The following is a 22,714-nucleotide window of genomic DNA, read 5'->3' as shown; positions in this document are numbered from 1 at the left end:
GATTTTGGTGGGCCATGAGTCGGTTGAAGTTACGCGATGATCAGTGGGAGCGAATCGAGCACCTGCTCCCCGGCAAAGCCTCAGACTGTGGGGTAACTGCCAAGGACAATCGCCTGTTCGTGGAAGCCGTGCTCTGGATCGCTCGGACCGGCGCCCCGTGGCGTGATCTTCCCGAATCTTTTGGGCGCTGGCACACCGTCTACATGCGGTATAACCGTTGGTCACGAAAGGGCGTTTGGCAGCGTATTTTTGACACAGTAGCCGACGATCCCGATCTAGAGCAGCTGATGATCGACGGTAGCATCGTCAGGGTGCACCAGCATGGAGCGTCAAAAAAAACACGCAAGACGTCGAAGCCATGGGCAAATCTCGAGGCGGATTGAGCACCAAAATTCATGCCGCAGTCGATGCGTTAGGTAACCCAGTACGATTGGTTCTCACACCGGGCCAGGCGTCGGAGTATGGTGCTGCTCCCGCTCTACTGGAAGGTTTTTCCCCGCAAGCGGTGCTGGGCGACAAGGGGTATGACTCCACTGCTCTGCGGGACATGATTCAGGCCGCAGGTGCCGAGCCGGTGATTCCTCCGAAAAAGAATCGTTTGGCGCGCATTGAAGTAGACTGGCACTGTTACCAAGATCGCAATCTGGTGGAGAGGTTCTTTCAGAAAATCAAGAAGTTCCGGCGGTTATCTACACGCTATGAGCGACTGGCAAGAAACTACCAGTCACTCCTCTGCCTCGTGTCAGCCGCCATATGGCTGGCCTAATTGTTAACGCCCCCTAGCGCCATTCCACAAATAAGTCGAGCGGTATGACAAGCCGACCCCATCTTTATTCGACCCGCTACGAAAGCTGTGCTAGCATCCGCTTCACTTTTTATCTGCGCCATTCGTTGAATGGCGTTTTTTTTTAATCATTTTCCTCTCAAGCCGGCATTTTTTTCCGCGCAACTCGATTTTTGACCCTAACCCATCCCAACTCGCTCACTTCGCAACCTGAACGGTGTCATCTGAATGCATAACCCTGCTGCTAGTACGGCGGACAGCACGTCCGCTCACACGTCCCGATCCACGGAGCCTGCCCAGGGGCTGCGCTCCCTGGGCGATCCGGTGGTGCTTATTTTAAGCATCGGCTTTATCGTCGCCTTTATCCTGCTGTCGTTTTACGACCTCAACATGGTCGCCAACGGCGTGAGCGCAGGCTTCGCCTGGACGGCTAAAACGCTAGGCTCCTATTTCCAGTTTTTGCTGTTAGCCACCTTTTTCATCGCCGTTGGCCTGGCCACCACGCCGGCGGCCAAAGCCAAAATCGGCAACCTGGACGCGCCGGAAATGAGCACCTTCAAGTGGCTGTCCATCATTTTGTGTACGCTGCTGGCCGGCGGCGGAGTGTTCTTTGCCGCAGGCGAGCCGGCGTTTCATTTCTTGACCACGCCGCCGGCGCTGGATGCCGAACCGGGGACGCCGGATGCGGTAGCCGGTGCGCTGGCGCAGTCGTTCATGCACTGGGGCTTTTTGGCCTGGGCGGTGCTGGGCACGCTTGCCTCCATCGTGCTGGCGCATTCCCACTACGTAAAAGGCCAGCCGCTGCAGCCGCGTACGCTGCTCTACCCGGTGCTGGGCAAGCGCCTGCTGAGCGGGCCGCTGGGCGGCGTGATTGACGCGCTGTGCGTTATCTCCATGGTCGCGGGGACCGTGGGCCCCATCGGCTTTTTGTCGACGCAAGTCAGCTTTGGCTTGCACGAGCTCTTGGGCGCACCGGACGGCTTTGCCACCCAGATTGCGGTACTGATCGCGCTGGGCTCGATCTATGTGATCTCGGCGATGACCGGTATCCATCGCGGCATCCAGTTCCTGAGCCGGTTTAACGTCTTTCTGGCGCTGGCGATTGGCGCGGTCATTCTGCTTTTCGGCCCCACGCTTTACTTCTTCAACTCGTACCTCTCGGGCATGGGCTCCTACGTCACCAACTTTTTCACCATGGCCACTACCACCGCGGAAACGGCATCGCCGGGCTGGATGCAGGGCTGGACGGTATTCTTCTTTGCCTGGTTTATCGGCTATGCCCCGCTGATGGCGATTTTCGTGGCGCGAATTTCACGCGGGCGCAGCATCCGCGAGATGATCGTCGCCGTGGCGGTTATCGCCCCGATTGCCACCACCGTGTGGTTTACCCTGCTGGGCGGATCGGGCGTGTTCTATCAGCTTACCGGCGCAATCGACATGACCGAAGCGCTGACCAGCTACCAGTTTGACGTGGCGACGCTGACCGTTGCCCAGGCGCTGCCCGGCGGCACCGCAATGGCGCTGGCGATTTTGCTGCTGACCACCATCTTTGTGGCGACTACCGGCGACTCCATGAGCTACTCCATTGCCGTAGTCGGTGCCGGTCACGACAAGCCGAGTCCCAAGGTGCGTGCCTTCTGGGGCATTGCCATGGCGCTGATGGCGGGCATCCTGCTGGAGATGGGCGCCGGGCAAATCAACGCGCTGCAGCAGTTTATCGTGCTCACGGCGGTTCCGGTGTCGTTCATCCTGCTGCCGACGCTGTGGGAAGGCCCGAAAGCAGCCTATGCCATGGCCCGCGAGCAGGGCATCATCGACTAGCCCAGGAGGCCGGCTTCAACTAGCGTCGATATAAACGCCAACGGGCCGCTAAAAAGCGGCCCGTTGGCGTTTTTACGTCACGAAGCGGAAAAGGTAGGCTGAAGCCTCCGCCCAGGCAGGTTTATTCATCCACATCCTCCTCGGAGGGGCGCTGATAGTCGGCGCCTTTGCCCGACTGGATACCGCGACTCGGGTCGTCACGGCGCTCGGGACCCGTGTGCTCCACGGCGGTGGACTCGACCACGCGCAGGTTGGCCGCCGGCGCGGTGCCGTCCTTGCGCTCGCCGAAGTACAGCGTGGTGTGCGGCTGCGGGATCTCGATACCGGCTTCATCAAAGCGCAGCTTGACCAGCCGGTTATACGCACGGCCCACGGCCCACTGGTCGCCCGGCGTGGTCATGATCATCACGCGGATATTCACGGAGCTATCGGCAAGCGACGTCACACCGGCTACGGTCAACTCTTCAAGCAGCTTGGGGCCGTGCTCCTCGCTTGCCTGCAGGTCGCTGAAGGCTAGCTGGAGCTTCTCTACCGCGTGGTCGATGCTCTCTTTGTAAGCAATGCGGTATTCCTCAACATGGTAGGCAAAGTCGCGCATATAGTTGGACACCGTATCGATACTGGAGAACGGCACGATGTGGTAGGTGCCGGATAGGTCGCGGATACCCACCGAGCGAATGCTGAAACGCTCCGCCGTGCCAACCACGCCGCCGGCGCCCACGACGTCGCCGGTGTTCATGGCGTTTTCGATCTGGATGAACACCCCGGTGATCACGTCCTGGACGAGCTTTTGCGCACCGAAGCCGATGGCCAGCCCCAGCACCCCGGCGCCGGCGATCAGCGGCCCGATATTGATCCCGATCTCGGCAAGGATGATCATGCCGGTCATGGTGATCATGGTGATGATCAGCGCGTTGCGAAACAGGCTCAACAGCGTTCTGGCCCGAGCCGTCGGCTGCCCCTTGCCGGTATCGGGATTGAGCTTGTGCTCGATGAAGCTGGCAAGCCCCAGCCATATCGCCAGCGCCACGATCAGGATGATCGCCACGTGGATCAGCTTGCTTACCAGGGCGATACCCTGCTCGGAGGCGTACCAGGCGGCCAGGTCAAACAGGTACCAGGCGTCGAGCACCACCATCACTACGACGACCAGGATGATCCCCCGCAGCACTTTCAGCGCGGTGGGCACGTAGCTGTTGAGGCGCTTTTCCAGCATCGGTAGCTTGCGATTCACCTCGGCTGACAGATGAATGCGCCGGCCAATGGTCTGGGTCAATAGCGACGAAAGCAAAAGCCCTGCGACCACGGCGCCCAGCGTCTGCAGCGTGGCAAACAGCACAAACGGCAGCGCTTCGGCCGGGCGCAGCAGGGTAATGACAAACACGCCGATGAAATAGACCAGCGCCAGCAGATGCCAGGTGCGCGCCAGCAGATGCAGGGCAACGCGGCTGGGCGCCAAGGTCGCCCGCGACGCGCTGGCATTGATGCTTTGACGCAGGCGCAGGCGGTTTTTCAGCACCACGATCACGGCATAGAGGAAAGCGGCCAGCGTGATCAACGTGCCCAGCGCATCGCCAAGCGACGCGGCCAGGTAGTAGTTGACCAGCGGCACGGCCACCATTAGCCCGTAGCCGACCATGCCCACCAGCCGAGCGATCCAACGGTTCCAGTAGGAAGCCTCGAAAGCCGAAATCGGCAGCAGGCGCAGGCCCTGATAGCGCGATGAGAACAGCATGCGCACGGCGGCCTTGATCAGCTCGATTACCAGAAAAGCATTTAAAAACAGCGATGCTCGAGTAGAAAGGTCACCGGTATGGCCTATCGCAAAGGTAGCGATCAGGTTGCCGCCGACATAAGCCAGCGCGACAATCAGCGCATCGATCAGCGCGGCAATGATCACGCAGGTGACCAGCCGCAGCACCGGCGTGTAGTCGCCCCGGCGCGACCAGGTGCTGATACGGGTGAACAGCGGCTTGGCCAGCCGACGACAGGCGATGAACAGCAGAAAGGTCGCGGCAACCACCAGCCCCAGATTGATCGCCGCGCTGACAAAGGCGGCGGTGTCGAAACCGCCCGCCTCTTCGCCGCTGAACAGCTCGCGACCGATCTGGGCCAGCTGCTGGAAGTGCCCCCCCACATCGCTGACGATGCGGCTGGTGACTTCGGCAATCTGGCGCGGCAGTGACACCTCTTCAGGGGCGATATCGCTGCCCTGGGCGGCCTTCTCCGGCAGGTCTTCCGGAAGCTCGCGCGTAAGCTCGCTTTGGGGAAGCTCGCCGGCCTGCTGACGCAAAAACTCGATCAGCTCCTCTCGGGACTGATCGTCTTCCAGCAGGTTGGCAAGCGTTGCGTAGGTCGTCTCACCGTTTTCAGCGGCGGCGTCGGGCGGCGTCTGTGCCTGGGCCGTCAGCGGCGCAGCAAGCAGCAGTGCCGCCAGCAGCCACAGGCTTAGCACGGCCCCCAGCTTGGGTAGCAGTCGTAATGGCGTCACGCCGTTGTCTCCTTGGATCGAATAAACCTCTGACCATCAGCGATGGCCAATACGTGTCGTCGCCGTCGCAGTCGCTATTTAGCAGCAGCGGCAGCGGCGCGCATGGCGCCGATATTCTTTGGTCTTTGAAGGAGAATCAAGCTTTTGTCGGGTTAATATGCATTACGCCGAAGGCGCAACGAGCTTTAAGCCCGCAGCACCTCCGGAGGGCAAACAAAGGCAGGAGCTAGGGCTGGAAGGGCATGCGGAACGTCAGGCTGACATCCGAGGCGTCGTCGGTCAGCCCCAACCCCAGGCTGGTGACCACCGAGGTGCTGTCATTCAACGCATAAGTGCCGCCGAGGTTGAATACCCCGACGTTGGCATCACTGCCGACCACCTCGTTGGTCACGCCGCCCTGGGTGGTTTCGGATTTCTGGATATACTCGTGGGAGTAGGAGAGCGACAGGCTCAGCCGCTCGTTGAGCGCAAAGGCGGTGCCGAAGCCGGCACGAATGGAGTCGCCCAAGTCGACCTTGCCCGACTGTTTGCCGTCTGACGCCGAGATGTCGTCGAAGCTTTCCTCGATATTGTAAGTATAGCCCAGATTGGTAAAAACGATGGCCGGGTCCAGGGTCTTGAGCAGCGAGACCCCGCTGGTAACTGCCCAGACCCCGTTGCCGGTGGGCAGCTCGGTGGGCACGGTCAGATTCGTATTGACGTCATTACCCTTATCATCTTCATCTATTTTAATGGTATCCGTACGTGTGGAAATACCGTAGGGGTCGGTGCCGGTGGGCGCCCGAACTCCCAGGTTCAAGACTACGTCGGGGCGGGTTTGCGTCTCGGGCAGCAGGCGGTAGGAGAGCGAGGCGCTGATATCGCCGAGCCCCGCGTCATCCACCGATCTCTCGCTATTGAGCTGGGTCGAAAAGCCTTGGCCGATCGACTGGTAGGTACTGCTGCGGTAGACGAAAGGAACGTTGAGCCCCAGCTCCAGCCGGTCGGTCAGCCCGTAGCGGGTGCTCAGGTCGAAGGTGGTGATATGGCTCTGGACGTTATCGACGTTGATCTCGCCGAGGAAGATGGCGTCCAGCGCCAGAAAACCGCGCAGCGCCAGCTGGGAACGGTCGGAATAGGAGTAGTTGATGCCCGGCTCGAGGGTCAGGCGATCGGAGAACAGCGCGTGCTCTTCGCGCAGCACGTTCTCCACGCTCTGGCTGGGTCGGGCTTCCCGGACGACCTCGCCGCCGTCGTCATCGACCTGCGCCTGAGCCGCCGAAGAAACCCCCAGGGCAGTTGCCATGAGGGTAAAAGAAACCACCGATACCGGCTTGCGCGTAGAAATTATTGTGTCGCCCACACAGCTCTCCTTGGTATTTTTTGTTAACTGCTGCCGTATTGTTTTTATCGCACCGCCTGACTTATTGATAGCGGGGGGGGTAACGGCGGGTTACGCGCAGTGTAGACCAGTCGTGCGCTGACCGTCATCCTTCAGCGACGCAGACCTCGCGCCGACTCGACGGCGCCGCGCAAGCCGGACACCTCCGTATTAGCACCACGGTCGCCCATATAAAGCTGCAGCCGCGTCAGGTTGCGCACCTGCTGCGCGTCGCTGGTCAGCTGAATCGACTGCCTGAGCCCGCGGCCGGGCACGATGGCCTGGCTCACGCTGCCCATGCTCGGCACCTGCAGATTGACCCCGATTCCCCGGGCACCGCTGCTAACGGCCATCCGGGTACCCGAGGGCAGGCGTTGCTGCGTGTTGGCGGCGCCGGCGCTACCCGCCGACACGTCCCGCCCGGCGGCATCGAGAATGTCGATCTGCAGGTCGTTGGCCGCCGCGTTGAAGTTGCCGCCGGCCTGAATGCTCTGCACCACGCCGCGCGCATTGCCGGTGCCGGCGTCGCGCACCACCGCACCGTTGCCTGAAGACGCTCCCGGAAGGCTCGTTGAATTACCCACGGTCAGGTGGGGCTCGAAGCGAACCGTCGGCGACGCCCCGCGCAAATCGCCGCGCAGCGTCCCCCCGGCCCTCAGCTGCTCGCCCGCCGAGGTGCGCCATTCGCTGGACATCTGCACGCCGAAGAACATGATTTGGCCCTGGTCGACGAAGCGCCCGCGCAGCTGCGCGAGTTCAGCATCGCTGAGCTGGCGCTCCTCGGAGAAGGTCGCAAAGTCCGAGACTTCGGCCTGAACGGAGCCCGTCATCAGCCCCGCAGTGGCGATGACCGCCAGAACCGCTGCGCCGCGCGCCTTCCGGTGCATTGCTTTATCTTGTTGTTCTCGCTCGTGTGTCATCATGTTGGTGATCCTCTAAACGCTGACGAACGCTTTTAGCCAAAGCTCTATAGGTGACAACCCCGGGCTATGCTAGAAGACATCCGCGTGTCGAAAACCGAAATCGAGCAGTTTCTGTTTGGGTACCGGCGCAAAGATATCCTGCATGCGGTGCGCCGTAAGCGGCTGGCGGGGGTCCAACAGAGCGGTCTGCTGATCAAACCCCTCGCCGACGATAGCGAAGATGATGCCGTTCCACGAAGCCATGAACTTGTCGCGCTCCATGATCCGGTTACCCAGCGCCGGATCGCCGACATAAACCCGGTCCCCGCTGGCCTTCTTGACCACTACGAAGTGCTTGTAGCCCTCCAGGTCAAGCAGCACGATCACCGGAATCGAAACCGCATCCAACGTATCTGGCGCCACCTCGTAGCCCCGGCCGCGATAGCCGAGAGTCTGTACGTAGTTCTTCAGGTCCAGCAGCGAAAAGCCCCGTGCCAGCACGACTTCGGGATCCGATACCTCGAGCATCCCCGCAAGCACACCTTGCTCGGTGGTCCCGGGACGCTGGTAGGCATACTTGAGAATGGTGGCCAGCGACGCGGCTCCGCAGGAGAAGTCCGTATGCTGCTCGACCAGGTTTTCGAAGCGCCGCTCGCGAATCGACTGCACGTCTTTGCTGATCACCGTGCCAGAAACGACATTACCCAGACGCACGCTGGCGGCCTGGGCATCCAAAAAGGGTAGGGCAAGCCCGAGAAGCAGTAATGGCATCCAGCACCCACGGCTTGATTTCATGGCTGACTCCCTGGCTTACCCGATAAAGATTGGCAAGCCTGTAAAATATCAGAAGCTTGCAAAACCCGGCCTGCAAAAGCAGGCCGGGAAGGTTATTGCAGCATCATCCAGATGCTTGGCTGATAGGCGCTATCACTCAATTCGGGGGAGTCCCGGGAGAGCCGCCCATGGAGGAAGCAATCGACAGCGAGTTGCGCTGCAGGTTGTGTGTGCCTGCTGCTACGTTAACGCCGACGTTACCGCTCGCGCCCTGCAGGGCATTACTGCCAATAGTGGCGTTGTTCTCGTTGTTAATGTAGACGGTATTGGTGGTGGTTACACCGCCGGACAGGGTTCCGCCCATGGCCATCAGACCGGCTTCCTCAAAGCCCAGCTCACCGCCCTCGCTTCCTTCGAAGCGCCCGTCCTGACCCGAATCGCTCTTGTTATCGAAGTCAGCATGGCCCCAGTAGGACGAGCCGCCACCTTCCCGGTGGTTGCCATCAACACCCTCACCACCATCCTTCCAGATTTCGGGGTAGACGTCGTTGGTCTGATTCCAGCGGCCTTCGTAGTCACCGTTACCCTGACCCGCATATCCACCGACCATCACGCCGGAAACGGCCACATCAACCGTATCGGTGAACTCTTGGGTAAGCCCCTTGTTGGTTGTAGAGTTGCCGGTCGTCTGCTGGACGCCGCCTGTGGTGGCGCGGGTGTGGCCGGCATTATTGTTGCTGGAGGCTGCCAGCGAGTTCTGCTGGGCGTTGCCGGAACCTGCCGCGATGTTGGCGGTAATGTTGCCGCTGGCGCCATACAGCGCGCCGCTACCCAACCTCGCGTTGTTGGGGCTACCGGCGTTGGTCGTTACGTTACCCTCGGCGTGCTGCGCCGAATAAGCCGCGGACTGCCCGAACACATCCATGGCGTCGGAGGAGGCAAGCGCGGCGTCGTTAGCTTGGGCGTTGTTGTCACCCGCCGCGACGTTGATACCCACGTTGCCCGTCGCGTTCCCACCGGTGCCCGAACCGACGGTGGCGTTATTCTCGGAGGCTTTATTGGCTACCCCGTTGTCGGCAGTGATCTGCTTGCTGTCGACGGTGGCGCCGGAGTAGTGCGCGGCCTCATCGTCAACGCTTACGTCGATATCGAAGTCTTTGCGGGTATACGATTTATGACGCAGATCCACATGGATGTTATTCATGAATGTGGACTCAATGCTGCTCTCTGCGTCGATGCCATTGCCGTTGCCGCTGCCGTTTTCAGCAAATGCTACGGGTGCCACCATCAGCGCGGTGACGGCCAGTGCGAGTGGAGCTTTTTGGAACATTTTCATGGTATTTCTCCTGAATGAACCGATTCATTCTGATTACTGCGTTATTCGCTACGGTTTCAGCGCCATGTTCATGCGGAAGCTGTTGCTCGTAGCGTTCCCCGTGCCGGCTGACTGATTCACCTGGATAACGCCGCGGGCGCCCTCGAATGCCGTCTTGTCGATCTCGACGCGACTCGTGGAATGTCCCGAACGCTCACCGGTACCGGTCAGCCCTTGCCTGTCGGCCTGTACTCCCTGCAGCGTGGTGTCGCTGAGGTTGCTGGCCGATATGCCCATCGCCACTCCGAAGGAGTTGCTCTGCGCATTGCCTTGACCCGCCGCCTGGTTGATCGACAGCCATCCCTCCGACTGTTGAAAGGCGGCGCCCTTGATGCCCGTGATGTTTTGTTGGTTGACGAGCCACTCTTCGATCCTCGATCGCTGCTGCAGCTCGTTCGCCGAACTGGCGATGTTACCGATCGCCAGCGTGCCGACGTTGCTCTGCAGATTGCCGTCGCCGGCGGCCATGTTGGTATTGCTGACGCCGCTGATCTGGCTCAGCGCATCGCCACTTATCACGGTAGTGTTGCGTATGCCTGATAACTCTTGAGCCGCGACCGTCTGGATGCAGCCGATCATCAACAGAGTGCCTACTGTGGCCGTGACGCTTTTCTTCAGAGCGCCTGTATGAATATTCGCCATGATCAGTCCCGCCCTGTCAGAGGTGAGAGGGCCCGACCCACGGTGCCGGATATCCCTGAGGTCGCCGACGTCACCCGGCCCGCTACGCCGCCACCCCCACCGCCGCCGCTGCCACCCCCCAGGCTTCCCGCAGCTCGCTGGCTTGTGCTGCCGGCGGCGCCATTCATTCGCGAGCTGGTCCCCAGAGTATGGTGGAGCGGAGCCAGTGAGCCCTGCACGCTGCCACGGATACCGGCGGCCCGCTCATCGGTCAGCGATACGGCGTTGATGCCGTTGAGTCGCTGCTGAACCGTGTCCCGCACGTTGACTTTTGAGGTGATGGGCCCGCCATGCCGCTCGACGCGATTGATGGGGGCCGCTTCGACGCGACGCTGGATAACGATGTCACCGGGCCGCACGCGGGGTTTAAGCTGGTGGCCTGTCGCCGCGTCGGCAATGGCGACACCGGGGGCGCTCAAGGCAACCGTTAACAGGGCGACGCCCGCTGCTCGATTGATAACTAGACGCTTCATGGTTTATTGCTCCCGCCGCGTAGTTACGCTGGTGCTTTGCTGATTGCCAAGTCCGCGGGAATGCGAAGTCTTGGTATCGTTACCGCCGCCGCCCGTCGGGCGCTCATCCCAGAGGATGACGAAGTCGGCCTCACCGCCTGCGCTGCGCTGCTGCGTCCGAGCATCGACATAGCGGCCGCGGATCGACTCGAGTTGCGTATCGTCCAGGCTGTTTAGCGGACGAATACCTACCGATAGCTGAGCCGCAACGCTCGACTCTGAATGTGTTAGTGCCTCGCCGCCGGTGCTTTCTGCCTGTGTGCCCTGCGCCACTGCGACTAACAAAAGCCCGCTGAGCCATAGGCCGGTCGCGAAGCGGCGAGACGGCTGCCGTTTGGCGCTTGCCAGCTCTTGCCAACCTGCACCGTGGCAACTTGCCTGATTGTTCTGTGCGTTACGGGTCGGGTACATGGCAGCGCCTCCATAAAGTGCGGCTTCTCCTGATTATATACATGCAATAGCCGTGCCAACTTATAAGTCATTGATATTGCTCACCTCAAAAAAAACAGCCAGCATTAACTGTTACATAACTGAAAATTTCGATTGAAAAGAGGACTACAATTTCTTAAAGAAGTTAAGTAATCATTAAAAATCATATTGTTAAGGATAACCCCTCAGTGTTAAAAAAATGAGACGCTTGCTTCTTAATAAAAAAATCATTCAATATCAGAAAATTACGAAGTAAATCCAAATAATTAGAAAATGTTAATTATAATGATTAGCCATATAATCAACAATAGATAACTACATTGCCCTTAACCGAACAAGCCACTACAGTAATACCAAATACCGACCTATCACTTGATAAACATCTACTAATAAAGAAAGCTATAAAAATAGAAACTTAATTTACACCGGACTCGGGAACTTAAAACAAGGAGCACGCCACCACACCCAACAACTGGAATGAAAATAAAAAGAGGCGAGCCATGGCGGAAATCACAAATCATTGCTGGTTAATAGCTGAGCCTTCTAATAAAACGGAATCCCTAATAATGAAGACAGAAGCAATGGGCTGGGAACTTCATAAACTCAACATTTCTCTTAACAACTTCAACTTTTATCTTGACGACAAATGCCTTGTAGGTCTTGTCTTTCTTGACAGCATCAAAGAAAATCAGCTTAACCAGCTGGAATATATTATATTAAAAAACCACTGCTTATGGATTGCTGTATTAACGGATAAATCGCTACTTGAAGATAAAGACACTCTCAGCTTAGTGGCATCACTGTGTCATGGTTTTATGGAACTCTCAGCCAGAAGTGAAGATCTCAACTGCCTAATGAAGCACGCAGCATCGCTGGCACAGATTCAAAAGCAACACCTGGCTCTTCGCCGTAATACAGCTGCTACGTCAGCTGATTCGGCAGAATATGAGATGGTAGGCACTACGCCTGTGATGCATAAACTTTTCGAAACAATACGTAAAGTTGCCCCTGTCGAAGCTCCTGTTTTCATCAGCGGAGAGTCGGGCACAGGCAAGGAACTGACCGCTCTGGCCATTCACGAGCGATCGTCGCGAGCATCCCATATCTTTCATGCAATTAACTGCGGCGCGCTACCTGAGCAGCTGGTTCAGTCAGAGCTCTTTGGTCATGAAAAAGGGGCCTTTACCGGGGCTGCCCAACGCAAGATAGGTCGCATCGAAGCAGCTGATAACGGCACTCTATTTCTTGATGAGATAGGGGATTTACCATTGGAGCAGCAGGTTAATTTATTGCGCTTTCTTGAAACTCAGCGGATTCAACGGGTGGGAGGGATGAGCGAGATTTCGGTCAATGTGCGTATTGTTTCAGCAACCCACATTAACCTGGAAGAAGCTGTCAAGAAGGGGAGGTTTCGCGAGGATCTCTACCACCGTCTAAACGTGCTACAAGTTAAAGTGCCCGCATTGCGCGAGCACCCAGAAGATATTGAAATCCTGGCGCGCTATTTTTTCGATCGCTTCTCCAGCGATAAACCTTCTCAGTTAAAAGGCTTCTCGCGCGAAGCGCTTCAGGCTATGCGCTCCTATCACTGGCCGGGCAACATCCGCGAACTGCTTAACCGCATTCGCAGGGCAATGGTCATGTGTGATAATCGCCTAATTCAGCCTGAGGATCTGGATATAAAAAATAGCGAGAGCACGTTTTTCAACCAGTCTTTAGGGCAGGCCAGGGATAAGGCCGAGCGCGAAGCCCTGATCTTGGCACTTCAGCGAAGCGGGCATAAAGTTCATCCGGCGGCGCGAGAATTGGGCGTCTCACGTGTCACGATATATCGACTGATAGAAAAGCACGGTCTATTTCTATCCGCACGAAGCGCCCCTGGATAGGTAATGGCACTAATCAGGCACCCGTCCGCCCAGCTGGGCGGTAATGTCGGCGGCCGTTGCCTGCACCAGCCCGCCAAGCTCCATCAGTCGCGCTTCGGGAATGCGCGCCATGGGCCCGGAAACGGAAATCGCCGCCAGCGGCGTGCCGCGCTCGTCGTGTACGCAGGCGGCCACGCAGTGCAGCCCGACGGCATGCTCTTCGCGGTCGCAGGCAAACCCCTGGGCCCGGATACGGGTCATTTCCGTCTCCAGCGCATCCGTGGTGTAGAGGGTGTTTTCGGTTACCCGGGTAAGCTCGCGGCCTTCGAGCAGCTGGCTACGCTCGTCGTCGGGTATCCAGGCGAGCAGCGCCTTGCCCACGCCCGAGGCGTGCAGCGGCGCTCGAGAGCCCAGCCGGGTAATCATGCGCATCATCTGGGGAGATTCGTGCTGGGCCAGAAATACCGCGGTGGCGCCGTCACGAATGCCAAGGTTCGCCGTCTCGCCGGTGACGCTGGTCAAACGACGCAGGTAGGGCCGGCTGGTGGCGATGAAATCGCGCGCTTCCAGAAAGCTGTTGCCAATGCGAAACGTCTTGACGTCGATGCGCCACAGGCCCTGCTCGTTTTCCTGGGTGACAAATCCCTGGCTTTGTAGCGCCTGCAACAGGCGGTGCGTAGTGGACGGCGCCAGCTCCGCCATGTCGGCAAGCTCGGACAGCGAGAGCCCCTGGGGAATGGACGCAATATGCTCCAGCAGTTTGAGACCGCGCACCAGCGACTGGCTATGGCCGCCGCTGGCCTTGGCTGTACCGGCCGGCCGGCCGGCAGATCGACGCTTTACCTCACTCACCCGTCTTCCTCCTGAATCTCTGTGCCAAAAGCCGTCGTAAAACACGTGCGGCAAGCCCCCGCAGGAACGTTATGCGGGACAAAGAAACAGAATAACCTGCTTTGCCCATCGTTGTCGTGTTTATGGAAACAATTTCCACAAAAGTCGACACCGCAGCCTCCATGCTATCAGGCCGAACCCCTCTGCGAATCGCCCGCGCCCGCCGGACGACGCGGTGCGTTTTGCTCCCCGCTCTGTCGCGGATTGCGCCCCATGGGATGAGGCTCCCCCCGGGACCGGGCCAGCTCGATCTGGCGCTGGCGCTCCCGGGCGCTGGCGCGGGTTTTCTCGGGTAGCGAATCAATGCAGTGCGGGCAGCTAACGCCCGGCTCGTAGGCCGCGTCGCGCATGTCCTCGGCGGAAATCGGCCGGCGGCAGGCATGGCACTGCTCGAACCCGCCCTCGGCCAGGTCGTGGCGCACGGTCACCCGGTTATCGAACACGAAGCATTCGCCGCGCCACAGGGACGCGTTTTCGGGGACTTTTTCCAGATAGTTGAGCACCCCGCCCTTGAGGTGGAACACCTCGTCAAAGCCTTCCTTGAGCATAAAGCTCGAGGCTTTTTCGCAGCGAATGCCGCCGGTGCAGAACATAGCAACCTTCCTGTGTTTGGCCGGGTCGTAGTGCTCGCGCACGTAGTCGGGAAACTCGCGGAAGGTCGTAGTATTCGGGTCTACCGCACCCTTGAAAGTGCCGATGTCCACTTCGTAGTCATTGCGGGTATCGATGACCAGCACTTCCGGGTCGCTGATCACGTCGTTCCAGTCTTCAGGTTCGACGTAGGTGCCTACGGTATCGTTGGGGTCGATGTCGTCCACGCCCATGGTGACAATCTCGCGCTTGAGCTTGACCTTGGTGCGGTAAAACGGCGGCTCGTCGCAGTAGGACTCTTTGTGGTCGATATCGGCAAAGCGCGGATCGGCGGTCAGCCAGGCAAGCAGCGCGTCGATACCGTCGCGGCTGCCGGCCACGGTGCCGTTGATGCCCTCCCGAGCCAGCAGCAGGGTGCCCTTGATGCCGTTATCCAGCATGGTCTGGCGCAGGGGGTCGCGCAGGGCCTGATAGTCGTCAAGGCTAACGAACTTGTACAGCGCGGCAACGACCGTCTGCGCGGCCGCCGGTGATGAATCGCTCATGGGGTCTCCTGGAGTTCGCCCGCGTAAAGGGCGGCCTGGATGAAAAATCCGCGTATTTTACCCGATTACGCCCCGAGCGGCCATGGTGGCCGCCACCGCCACCGCCACCGGCGTCAGGGCGAGTACAGCACGCGAACCTTCAGCGTGTTCTCGACCTGGCGCAGCGCTTCCAACGACTGCTGGCTGTAGGCCTTGTCCACGTCCATGACTACGTAGCCCACGGCTTCGTTGGTCTGTAGGTACTGGCCGGAAATGTTGATGTCGTTTTCCGACAGCACCCGGTTGATCTCGGACATCACCCCCGGCACGTTGTGGTGAATATGCAGCAGGCGGTGCTTTTCCGGGTGGGCGGGCAGCGCCACCTCGGGGAAGTTGACCGAGGTCACGGTGGTGCCATTATCCGAATAGGTAATGAGCTTTTCGGACACCTCGACGCCGATGTTCTCCTGGGCTTCCAGGGTAGAGCCGCCGATATGCGGAGTAAGGATGACGTTTTCCAGGCCGCGCAGCGGGCTCTGGAACTCATCATCGTTGCTCTTGGGCTCTACGGGGAAGACGTCTACCGCCGCGCCGTGCACCTTGCCGGCCTTGAGCGCTTCGGCGAGCGGCTCGATCTCGACCACGCTGCCCCGGGAGGCGTTGATGAAGATCGCCCCGGGCTTGAGCGCGGCGATTTCCTTTTCACCAATCATCCAGCGGGAGGAAGGCACATCGGGCACGTGCAGGCTAACCACGTCCGAACGGCCCAGCAGCGCCTCAAGGCTTGCTACCTGGGTGGCATTACCCATCCCCAGCTTGGCGATGACGTCGTAATACAGCACGTGAAAGCCCAGCGACTCGGCGAGCACGGAAAGCTGGGCGCCGATGCTGCCGTAGCCGACGATACCCAGCGTCTTGCCCCGAGCTTCGTGGGAGTTTTTCGCCGACTTGAGCCAGCCGCCCTGGTGTGCCCGGGCGGTTTTTTCGGGGATGCCGCGCAGCAGCATGATCGCCTCGGCCAGCACCAGCTCGGCCACCGAGCGGGTGTTGGAATACGGCGCGTTGAACACCGCGATCCCACGCTTGAGCGCGGCGTTCAAGTCCACCTGGTTGGTGCCAATGCAAAAACAGCCCACGCCAACCAGCTTTTCCGCCGCGGCAAACACCCGCTCGTTGAGCTGCGTGCGCGACCGTAGACCGATAAAATGCACGTCGCGGATCTTTTCGATCAGCGTGTCTTCGTCAAGGGACGTCGGCAGGTGCTCGATATTGGTGTAACCGGCGTGATGGAAATTATCCACCGCGCTCTGGTGGACTCCCTCAAGCAGCAGAATCTTGATTTTGCTCTTGTCCAGGGACGTTTTAGCCATGGCTGAATCAACCTCTATAAACGGCGCGCGCCGCGTCTCGATACGTGAACAAGCACGGGAAAGTGCAGGATGAAAGGCCCGCATATTACCACAGCCGCGCCGAGCTGGCGGGGGCTGGGCAGATGAAAAGTCCGGGTTCAGCCCATGAAGCCGGCGCATATTCTCCTGGGCGGGCAGACGCGCCCCCGGGTGGTCGGTGTATACTCCCGGCCTGGCCGTCGGGTTTAGGTTTTTGTTCCATGTTGATTCAGCAGGCTTTCACCCATGAGTGATACACCAACGCCAACGCAGGATTTCGCCACGACAGTCGAGCAGCTTGAGACGCTGGTCGAACGGCTGGAGTCCGGCACGCTGTCGCTTGAAGACTCCCTCGCGGCGTTTGAACAGGGCGTGGGGCTTGCGCGCCAGGCCCAGACGCGTCTGGATGACGCCGAGCTCAAGGTGCGCGCTCTGGGCGAAGACGCCGCCGGCGGACTTTCCGTCACGCCGTTTCACCCGCCGGGTACCGGCGCCGAGACGGATGCCGGCACGGATAACGACCCACCCAGTGAGGAGACGCCGCCATGGTAGCCGTGCACGCCACGACGCTTGACGCGCATCGCCAAGCCAGCAGCGCCCGCGTGGAAGCCACGCTCACCGCGCTGTTTGACGACCGCCCGGCCGCCTCGCCGCGGCTTGAGGCCGCGATGCGCCACGGCCTGCTGGTGGGCGGCAAACGCCTGCGCCCGATGCTTGTGTACCTGGCCGGCCAGGCGCTGGGCGCCGAAGCCCGGGCGCTGGACGCGCCGGCCGCTGCGGTGGAGCTGATCCACGCCTATTCGCTGATTCATGACGATCTGCCGGCCATGGACGACGACGACCTGCGCCGCGGCCAGCCCACGGTGCACCGAGCCTTTGACGACGCCACGGCCATTCTTGCCGGGGATGCGCTGCAGGCGCTGGCCTTCGAGGTCATTGCCGCTGACCGCCACCCGCGCCTGGGCGCGCTGATCCGAACGCTTGCCAGCGCGGCCGGGCGCGACGGCATGGTCGCTGGTCAAGCGCTGGACATGGCGGCCATGGGGCAGTCCATTGATACCGCGGTGCTGGAAACCATGCACGCGCACAAGACCGGCGCGCTGATTCAAGCCTCGGTGCGCCTGGGCGGGCTTACGGCCGTGAGCGAGGACGATCCGCGCCTTGAAGCGCTCGAGCGCTACGCCCTGGCCATCGGCCTGGCCTTTCAGGTGCACGACGACGTGCTCGACGTCACCGGCGACAGCGCCACGCTGGGCAAGACTGCCGGTGCCGATGCCGCCCGGGCCAAACCCACTTACCCCGGCCTGCTGGGGCTTGACGGCGCCCGGCACAAGGCCCGGGCGCTGATCGAAGACGCCGTGGCTGCCCTGGCGCCCCTTGGCGAGCGTGCGGCCCCCCTCGCTGACCTTGCCCACTACATTATCGAGCGCGACCATTAAGCTATGTCTACGAAAGCTATGCCCATGAAGCTATGTCCATGAAGCTATGTCCATGAAGCTGTTCGACGAGATACCCCGTGAGCGCCCGGCTACGCCGCTGCTCGATACCTTTGACCATCCCGCGGCCCTGCGCGCGATGTCGCCGGATCAGCTGGCCCGCCTGGCTGACGAACTGCGCGCCTACCTACTGTACAGCGTAGGCGTCTCCGGCGGCCACTTCGGTGCCGGGCTTGGCGTGGTCGAGCTCAGCGTGGCGCTGCACCACGTCTACCACACGCCCCACGACCGGCTGGTGTGGGACGTCGGCCACCAGGCCTACCCGCACAAGGTGCTCACCGGCCGCCGCGACGCCATGCTGAGTATTCGCCAGCACGGCGGCCTGGCGGCGTTTCCCCGCCGGGCCGAGTCCGAGTACGACACCTTCGGCGTGGGCCACTCCAGCACCTCAATCTCTGCCGCACTCGGTATGGCGCTGGCCGCCCGAGCCAAGGGCGATACGCGCCGAGTCTGCGCGGTCATTGGCGACGGTGCGCTCACCGCCGGCATGGCGTTCGAGGCGCTGGCCCACGCCGGCCACGTCAACGCCAATCTGCTGGTGATCCTCAACGACAACGAGATGTCGATTTCGGAAAACGTCGGCGGCATGGCGACGTATCTGTCGCGGATCTTTTCCAGCGTGCCCTTTCTGAAGATGCGCGAAGAGAGCAAAAAGGTGCTCTCGCACCTGCCCGGCGCGCTGGAAATTGCCAGGCGCACCGAGGAGCACATGAAAGGCATGGTCAGCCCGGCCACGCTGTTTGAAGAAATGGGCTTTAACTACACAGGCCCCGTGGACGGCCACGACCTTGAGAGCCTGACCCAGACGCTTGATACCCTGAGCCGCACCGAGGGCCCGCAGTTTCTGCATATCAAAACCTGCAAGGGCAAGGGCTTTCTGCCCGCCGAGGCCGACCCCATCGGCTACCACGCCATTACCAAGCTGGAAAAGCCCGGCAGCGACGCCAAGGCCGCAGCCAGCCCCGCGCCGCCGGCACCGGCCAAGCGCAAGTACTGCGCGGTGTTCGGCGAATGGCTGTGCGACATGGCCGCCGCCGATCCGCGCCTGCTCGGCATTACTCCGGCCATGCGCGAAGGCTCTGATCTCGTGCGCTTCTCCAAGGAATACCCCGAGCGCTACTTCGACGTGGCCATTGCCGAACAGCACGCCGTCACGCTTGCCGCGGGCATGGCCTGCGAGGCCGCCAAGCCGGTGGTGGCGATCTACTCGACGTTTCTCCAGCGCGGCTACGATCAGCTGATTCACGACGTCGCCGTCCAGGCGCTCGACGTTACCTTTGCCATCGACCGCGCCGGGCTGGTCGGCGAAGACGGCCCCACCCATCACGGCAGCATGGACCTGTCCTACTTGCGCTGCGTGCCGGGCATGGTCATCCTTGCCCCGGCTGACGAAGCCGAATGCCGGGCCATGCTCAGCGCGGCCTATCATCATCCCGGCCCCGCCGCGGTGCGCTACCCCCGCGGCACCGGCCCGGGCGTGGCCGTGGCCGAAGACCTGAAGCCCCTGGCCATCGGTCAGGCAGAGACCCGCCGGAAAGGCGGCGACGGCGAACAGCCGCGCATCGCCCTGCTGGCTTTCGGCAGCATGAACGGCCCGGCCGCCGACGTGGCCGAGGCGCTTGACGCCAGCCACGTCAACATGCGCTCGGTGAAGCCCCTTGATCGCGACGCCGTGCTTCAGGCGGCCAGCGAGCATGACCTGCTGGTAACGCTGGAGGAAAACGTGGTCGCCGGCGGTGCCGGCAGTGCAGTCAGCGAGCTGCTGGACGCCGAGCGCGTCGACGCCGAGGTATTGCACCTGGGGCTGCCCGACGCCTTTGTGGAACACGGCACGCCGGCGGAGCTGCTCGCCGACTGCGGGCTCGACGCTGCCGGTATCGAACACGCCATTCGCCGGCGCCTGGCGGCGCGGGCATGATCGTCTGGGTGCCCTATCTTTCTTCTACCCGTTAACTTCGCAAACCCATTTGCAAACCCAAGAGAGACGCCATGTTGATAATTACCCTGATCGGCGCCTTCATCGGCTACCAGCTGGGCGGCCCGCTCGGTCTTTTAATCGGCGGCGGGCTGGGCTACTGGCTGGTCAAGTATCTGCGCCGAAAAATGGTGGGCAAGCTGCTGGGTGCCCAGCAGCAGTTCCTGTCGTCCACCTTTGCGGTAATGGGCTGCGTGTGCAAAGCCGACGGCCGGGTGTCCGAAGACGAACTGGAGGCCTCGCGCCAGCTGTGGGACAAGCTGCGCCTGAGCGAGGCCCAGCGGACCCAGGCCCGGGCCGACTTCAACCGCGGCAAGAGCGATGACTTTGACCTTGACGCCGAAGTCGCCAAGGTTCGCCTGATGGCCGGCAGCCAGCCGGCCCTGCGCCAGCTGTTTTTACAGGTTCAGCTGACCGCCGTGGCCGCCGACGGCGAGCTGCACCCGGCCGAGCGCGAGGTCATCATGCGCGTGGTGCGCGGACTTGGCTGCTCCGAGGCAGAAATTGCCCAGATAGAGGCCATGCTGCGCGGCGGTGCCCAGTCGGCAGCGCCCCAGGGGCCGTCACTCGAGGATGCCTACCAGGTACTTGGCGTATCAAAGGACGCCAGCGACGCCGAGGTGAAAAAGGCCTACCGCAAGCTGATGAGCGAAAACCACCCGGACAAGCTTGCTTCCAAGGGGCTACCCGAAAGCATGCGCGAAGTCGCCAAGGAGCGCACCGCGGAGATCGGCAGCGCCTACGAGCAGATCCAGAAGGCCCGGGGCAACGGCTAAGCCGCGACCCGGCTTCTAGCGGGGCTCAGCCTTTGCGCTCGACATCCACGCTGCTGGCGGGGGTGAAGTCATCCAGCGCCATCATGTGGCCAAGCTTGCCGGCCTTGGTGGAGAGGTAGCCTTCGTTGTGGGGGTTGAGCCCTGTAGTCAGCGCCACCCGCTCGGTCACGTTGACGCCGTCTCGGGTCAGAGCGTCGACCTTGCGCGGATTGTTGGTCATCAGCCTGAGCGCCTGCACGCCCAGGTGGTTGAGCATCGGCACGCAGAGGTCGTAACGCCGCATATCGGCGCCGAAGCCCAACCGCTCGTTGGCCTCGACGGTATCGGCGCCTTCGTCCTGAAGGTGGTAGGCGCGGATCTTGTTCAGCAGGCCAATGCCGCGGCCTTCCTGGCGCAGATACAGAAGCACCCCGTGACCTTCCCCGGCAATACGCTTGAGCGCTTCCTGCAGCTGATAGCCGCAGTCGCAGCGCATGGAAAACAGCGCATCGCCGGTCAGGCACTCCGAATGCACCCGCCCGAGCACCGGCGTTTCGCCGCTTACGTCCCCCAGGGTCAGCGCCACGTGATCCTTGCCCGTGGCTTCGTCCTCGAAACCGTGCATGGTGAATGTCGCCCAGGGGGTGGGCAGCCGGGATGCGGCAATGAAGCGAATCGTCACAGGTTACCTCGATGGTCGAACACGTCCGCGGAAAAAGCGCGCCGAGAAGCCTTTCCGGGTTTAACAGCGTATTTCACCGCCGCTTGCCGCGGCAGCAACGGTGCCGCAAGACGGGTATAATCAGGACGGCATTGCAGGGCGCATGGCCACACAAGCGCCGGATGGTAGCGCCCGAGTTTAGCAAAACACCTTCCATGCCATACAATCCATCTTACACCCTTGGCATGCCTCTCAGGCAGGCTATTTTTTCAAGAGCTTGTATTCTATGACTTCTGCTTTTGCCGCTCAGGCTTCACCGCTACACAATGACCGCTTACTGCGTGCGCTGGCGCGCGAGCCGGTGGACCGCACGCCGGTATGGATGATGCGCCAGGCCGGCCGCTACCTGCCCGAATATCGCGCCAAGCGCGCCGAGGCGGGCAGCTTCATGGACCTGTGCCGCAACCAGGATCTGGCCTGCGAAGTGACGCTGCAGCCGCTTGAGCGCTATCCGATGGACGCCGCAATCCTCTTCTCGGACATCCTCACCATTCCCGATGCGATGGACCTGGGGCTTTACTTCGTGACCGGCGAAGGGCCGAAGTTCAAAAAGACCGTACGCACTCCCGAAGAGGTCGAGGCGCTCAAGGTGCCCGACGCCGAGCGCGACCTGGACTACGTGATGCGCGCGGTATCCACCATCCGCGGCGAGCTCAACGGCCGGGTGCCGCTGATCGGCTTTTCCGGCAGCCCCTGGACGCTTGCCACCTACATGGTGGAAGGCAGCTCGAGCAAGGATTTCCGCCACATCAAGTCAATGCTCTACGACACGCCGGACGCCATGCACCAGCTGCTCGACAAGCTCGCCCACGCGGTGACCGACTACCTCAACGCCCAGATCCGCGCCGGGGCCCAGGCGGTGCAGATTTTTGATACCTGGGGCGGGGCGCTGTCCACGCCGGCGTACCTGGAGTTCTCGCTGCGCTACATGGAACAGATCATCTCGGGGCTGATCCGTGAGCACGACGGCCGTCGGGTGCCGGTGATCATGTTCACCAAGAACGGCGGCCAGTGGCTTGAGCATATTTCCGCCGCCGGGGCTGACGGCGTGGGGCTGGACTGGTCCACCGAGCTCTCCGACGCGCGCCAGCGCGTGGGCCATCGCGTGGCGCTCCAGGGCAATCTCGACCCCAACGTGCTGTTTGCTCGCCCCAGCGCCATTCGCGCCGAGGTCGCGCGGATTCTGGAAAGCTACGGCCAGGGGCCGGGGCACGTATTCAACCTGGGCCACGGCATCAGCCAGTTCACCGATCCGGACAACGTCACGGCATTCATCGACTCGCTGCACGAGCTTAGCCCGCAGTATCATCGCGACATTCCCGCCCACCAGAACGCCTGATCGGCAGGCCTTTCCCACCGGCTGCTCAAGCGCCCTGCAG

Annotated in this window: 20 protein-coding genes; 9 read left to right on the top strand and 11 right to left on the bottom strand. The window is 61.2% G+C overall.

Going from position 1 to position 22,714, the window contains the following annotated elements; translation table 11 throughout:
* Positions 1-14 precede the first annotated feature (14 nt).
* Both ACZ46Y_RS01285 and ACZ46Y_RS01280 read left to right on the top strand, forming a co-directional pair.
* Positions 15-766 (top strand): IS5 family transposase gene (locus ACZ46Y_RS01285; protein WP_407650536.1). Its coding sequence is split into 2 segments (ribosomal slippage): positions 15-330 and positions 330-766, totalling 753 coding nucleotides; the frame shifts between segments, so codons are not numbered across the junction.
* A 246-nt stretch (positions 767-1,012) separates the two neighbouring features.
* Positions 1,013-2,605, top strand: a complete 1,593-nt coding sequence (locus ACZ46Y_RS01280; protein ID WP_311957257.1) for a BCCT family transporter — start codon at positions 1,013-1,015, stop codon at positions 2,603-2,605.
* A 121-nt stretch (positions 2,606-2,726) separates the two neighbouring features.
* Here the strand turns inward: ACZ46Y_RS01280 and ACZ46Y_RS01275 are convergent, their stop codons facing one another.
* From ACZ46Y_RS01275 to ACZ46Y_RS01250, 6 genes are all read right to left on the bottom strand, one after another.
* Positions 2,727-5,096 (bottom strand): mechanosensitive ion channel domain-containing protein, encoded by a 2,370-nt coding sequence (locus tag ACZ46Y_RS01275; protein ID WP_311957256.1) that lies wholly within the window; start codon positions 5,094-5,096, stop codon positions 2,727-2,729.
* 226 nt (positions 5,097-5,322) lie between these two features.
* Positions 5,323-6,438 carry a transporter family protein gene (locus ACZ46Y_RS01270; protein ID WP_311957246.1) on the bottom strand — a complete coding sequence of 372 codons (1,116 nt, stop codon included), beginning with the start codon at positions 6,436-6,438 and terminating at the stop codon, positions 5,323-5,325.
* A gap of 131 nt (positions 6,439-6,569) precedes the next feature.
* Positions 6,570-7,286 carry a hypothetical protein gene (locus ACZ46Y_RS01265; protein ID WP_464380066.1) on the bottom strand — a complete coding sequence of 239 codons (717 nt, stop codon included), beginning with the start codon at positions 7,284-7,286 and terminating at the stop codon, positions 6,570-6,572.
* A 162-nt stretch (positions 7,287-7,448) separates the two neighbouring features.
* Positions 7,449-8,153, bottom strand: coding sequence for a C39 family peptidase (locus ACZ46Y_RS01260; protein WP_311957242.1), 705 nt, complete (start codon positions 8,151-8,153; stop codon positions 7,449-7,451).
* A 136-nt stretch (positions 8,154-8,289) separates the two neighbouring features.
* Entirely contained in the window at positions 8,290-9,468 is a 1,179-nt protein-coding gene (locus ACZ46Y_RS01255) for a hypothetical protein (protein WP_311957240.1), read from the bottom strand.
* 48 nt (positions 9,469-9,516) lie between these two features.
* Positions 9,517-10,149 (bottom strand): hypothetical protein, encoded by a 633-nt coding sequence (locus tag ACZ46Y_RS01250; RefSeq protein ID WP_311957237.1) that lies wholly within the window; start codon positions 10,147-10,149, stop codon positions 9,517-9,519.
* A 329-nt stretch (positions 10,150-10,478) separates the two neighbouring features.
* Between ACZ46Y_RS01250 and ACZ46Y_RS01245 the strand changes: the two genes are divergently transcribed.
* Positions 10,479-10,619, top strand: a complete 141-nt coding sequence (locus ACZ46Y_RS01245) for a hypothetical protein (RefSeq protein ID WP_311957234.1) — start codon at positions 10,479-10,481, stop codon at positions 10,617-10,619.
* A 45-nt stretch (positions 10,620-10,664) separates the two neighbouring features.
* Here the strand turns inward: ACZ46Y_RS01245 and ACZ46Y_RS01240 are convergent, their stop codons facing one another.
* Positions 10,665-11,111, bottom strand: a complete 447-nt coding sequence (locus ACZ46Y_RS01240; protein WP_311957231.1) for a hypothetical protein — start codon at positions 11,109-11,111, stop codon at positions 10,665-10,667.
* 518 nt (positions 11,112-11,629) lie between these two features.
* On the opposite strand from ACZ46Y_RS01240, the gene ACZ46Y_RS01235 reads away from it, so the two are divergent.
* Complete coding sequence (locus tag ACZ46Y_RS01235; RefSeq protein WP_311957229.1) at positions 11,630-13,015, top strand: sigma-54 interaction domain-containing protein; 1,386 nt, start codon at positions 11,630-11,632, stop codon at positions 13,013-13,015.
* Positions 13,016-13,024: 9 nt separating this feature from the next.
* Here ACZ46Y_RS01235 and ACZ46Y_RS01230 read toward each other — a convergent pair whose 3' ends face one another.
* From ACZ46Y_RS01230 to serA, 3 genes are all read right to left on the bottom strand, one after another.
* Positions 13,025-13,846 carry an IclR family transcriptional regulator gene (locus ACZ46Y_RS01230; protein WP_311957227.1) on the bottom strand — a complete coding sequence of 274 codons (822 nt, stop codon included), beginning with the start codon at positions 13,844-13,846 and terminating at the stop codon, positions 13,025-13,027.
* A gap of 167 nt (positions 13,847-14,013) precedes the next feature.
* Positions 14,014-15,021 carry an oxygen-dependent tRNA uridine(34) hydroxylase TrhO gene (trhO, locus tag ACZ46Y_RS01225; protein WP_311957225.1) on the bottom strand — a complete coding sequence of 336 codons (1,008 nt, stop codon included), beginning with the start codon at positions 15,019-15,021 and terminating at the stop codon, positions 14,014-14,016.
* A gap of 113 nt (positions 15,022-15,134) precedes the next feature.
* The gene (serA, locus tag ACZ46Y_RS01220; RefSeq protein WP_311957223.1) at positions 15,135-16,370 is read right to left on the bottom strand and encodes a phosphoglycerate dehydrogenase; all 1,236 of its coding nucleotides are present in this window, start codon (positions 16,368-16,370) and stop codon (positions 15,135-15,137) included.
* 264 nt (positions 16,371-16,634) lie between these two features.
* Between serA and xseB the strand changes: the two genes are divergently transcribed.
* The 4 genes from xseB to djlA all read left to right on the top strand — a co-directional run bounded on the left by xseB (position 16,635) and on the right by djlA (position 20,635).
* The gene (gene xseB, locus ACZ46Y_RS01215; RefSeq protein ID WP_311957222.1) at positions 16,635-16,940 is read left to right on the top strand and encodes an exodeoxyribonuclease VII small subunit; all 306 of its coding nucleotides are present in this window, start codon (positions 16,635-16,637) and stop codon (positions 16,938-16,940) included.
* Positions 16,934-17,827, top strand: coding sequence for a (2E,6E)-farnesyl diphosphate synthase (gene ispA / locus ACZ46Y_RS01210; protein ID WP_311957220.1), 894 nt, complete (start codon positions 16,934-16,936; stop codon positions 17,825-17,827). The genes xseB and ispA overlap by 7 nt, the downstream gene beginning before the upstream one ends.
* Before the next feature lie 46 nt (positions 17,828-17,873).
* Entirely contained in the window at positions 17,874-19,802 is a 1,929-nt protein-coding gene (dxs, locus tag ACZ46Y_RS01205) for a 1-deoxy-D-xylulose-5-phosphate synthase (RefSeq protein ID WP_311957219.1), read from the top strand.
* A 71-nt stretch (positions 19,803-19,873) separates the two neighbouring features.
* Positions 19,874-20,635, top strand: a complete 762-nt coding sequence (gene djlA / locus ACZ46Y_RS01200; RefSeq protein WP_311957216.1) for a co-chaperone DjlA — start codon at positions 19,874-19,876, stop codon at positions 20,633-20,635.
* 25 nt (positions 20,636-20,660) lie between these two features.
* Here djlA and ribA read toward each other — a convergent pair whose 3' ends face one another.
* Positions 20,661-21,296 carry a GTP cyclohydrolase II gene (ribA, locus tag ACZ46Y_RS01195; protein ID WP_311957213.1) on the bottom strand — a complete coding sequence of 212 codons (636 nt, stop codon included), beginning with the start codon at positions 21,294-21,296 and terminating at the stop codon, positions 20,661-20,663.
* Between the two features lie 265 nt (positions 21,297-21,561).
* Here ribA and hemE point away from each other — a divergent pair, with 265 nt between their 5' ends.
* A complete protein-coding gene (hemE, locus tag ACZ46Y_RS01190) occupies positions 21,562-22,674 on the top strand; it encodes a uroporphyrinogen decarboxylase (protein ID WP_311957211.1) in 1,113 nt (370 codons plus the stop codon).
* Positions 22,675-22,714 lie beyond the last annotated feature (40 nt).

The sequence above is a fragment of the Halomonas garicola genome (assembly GCF_055382465.1).
The sequence above is the reverse complement of the archived record's forward strand: the minus strand, read 5'-3'. Positions and strand labels throughout refer to the sequence as shown.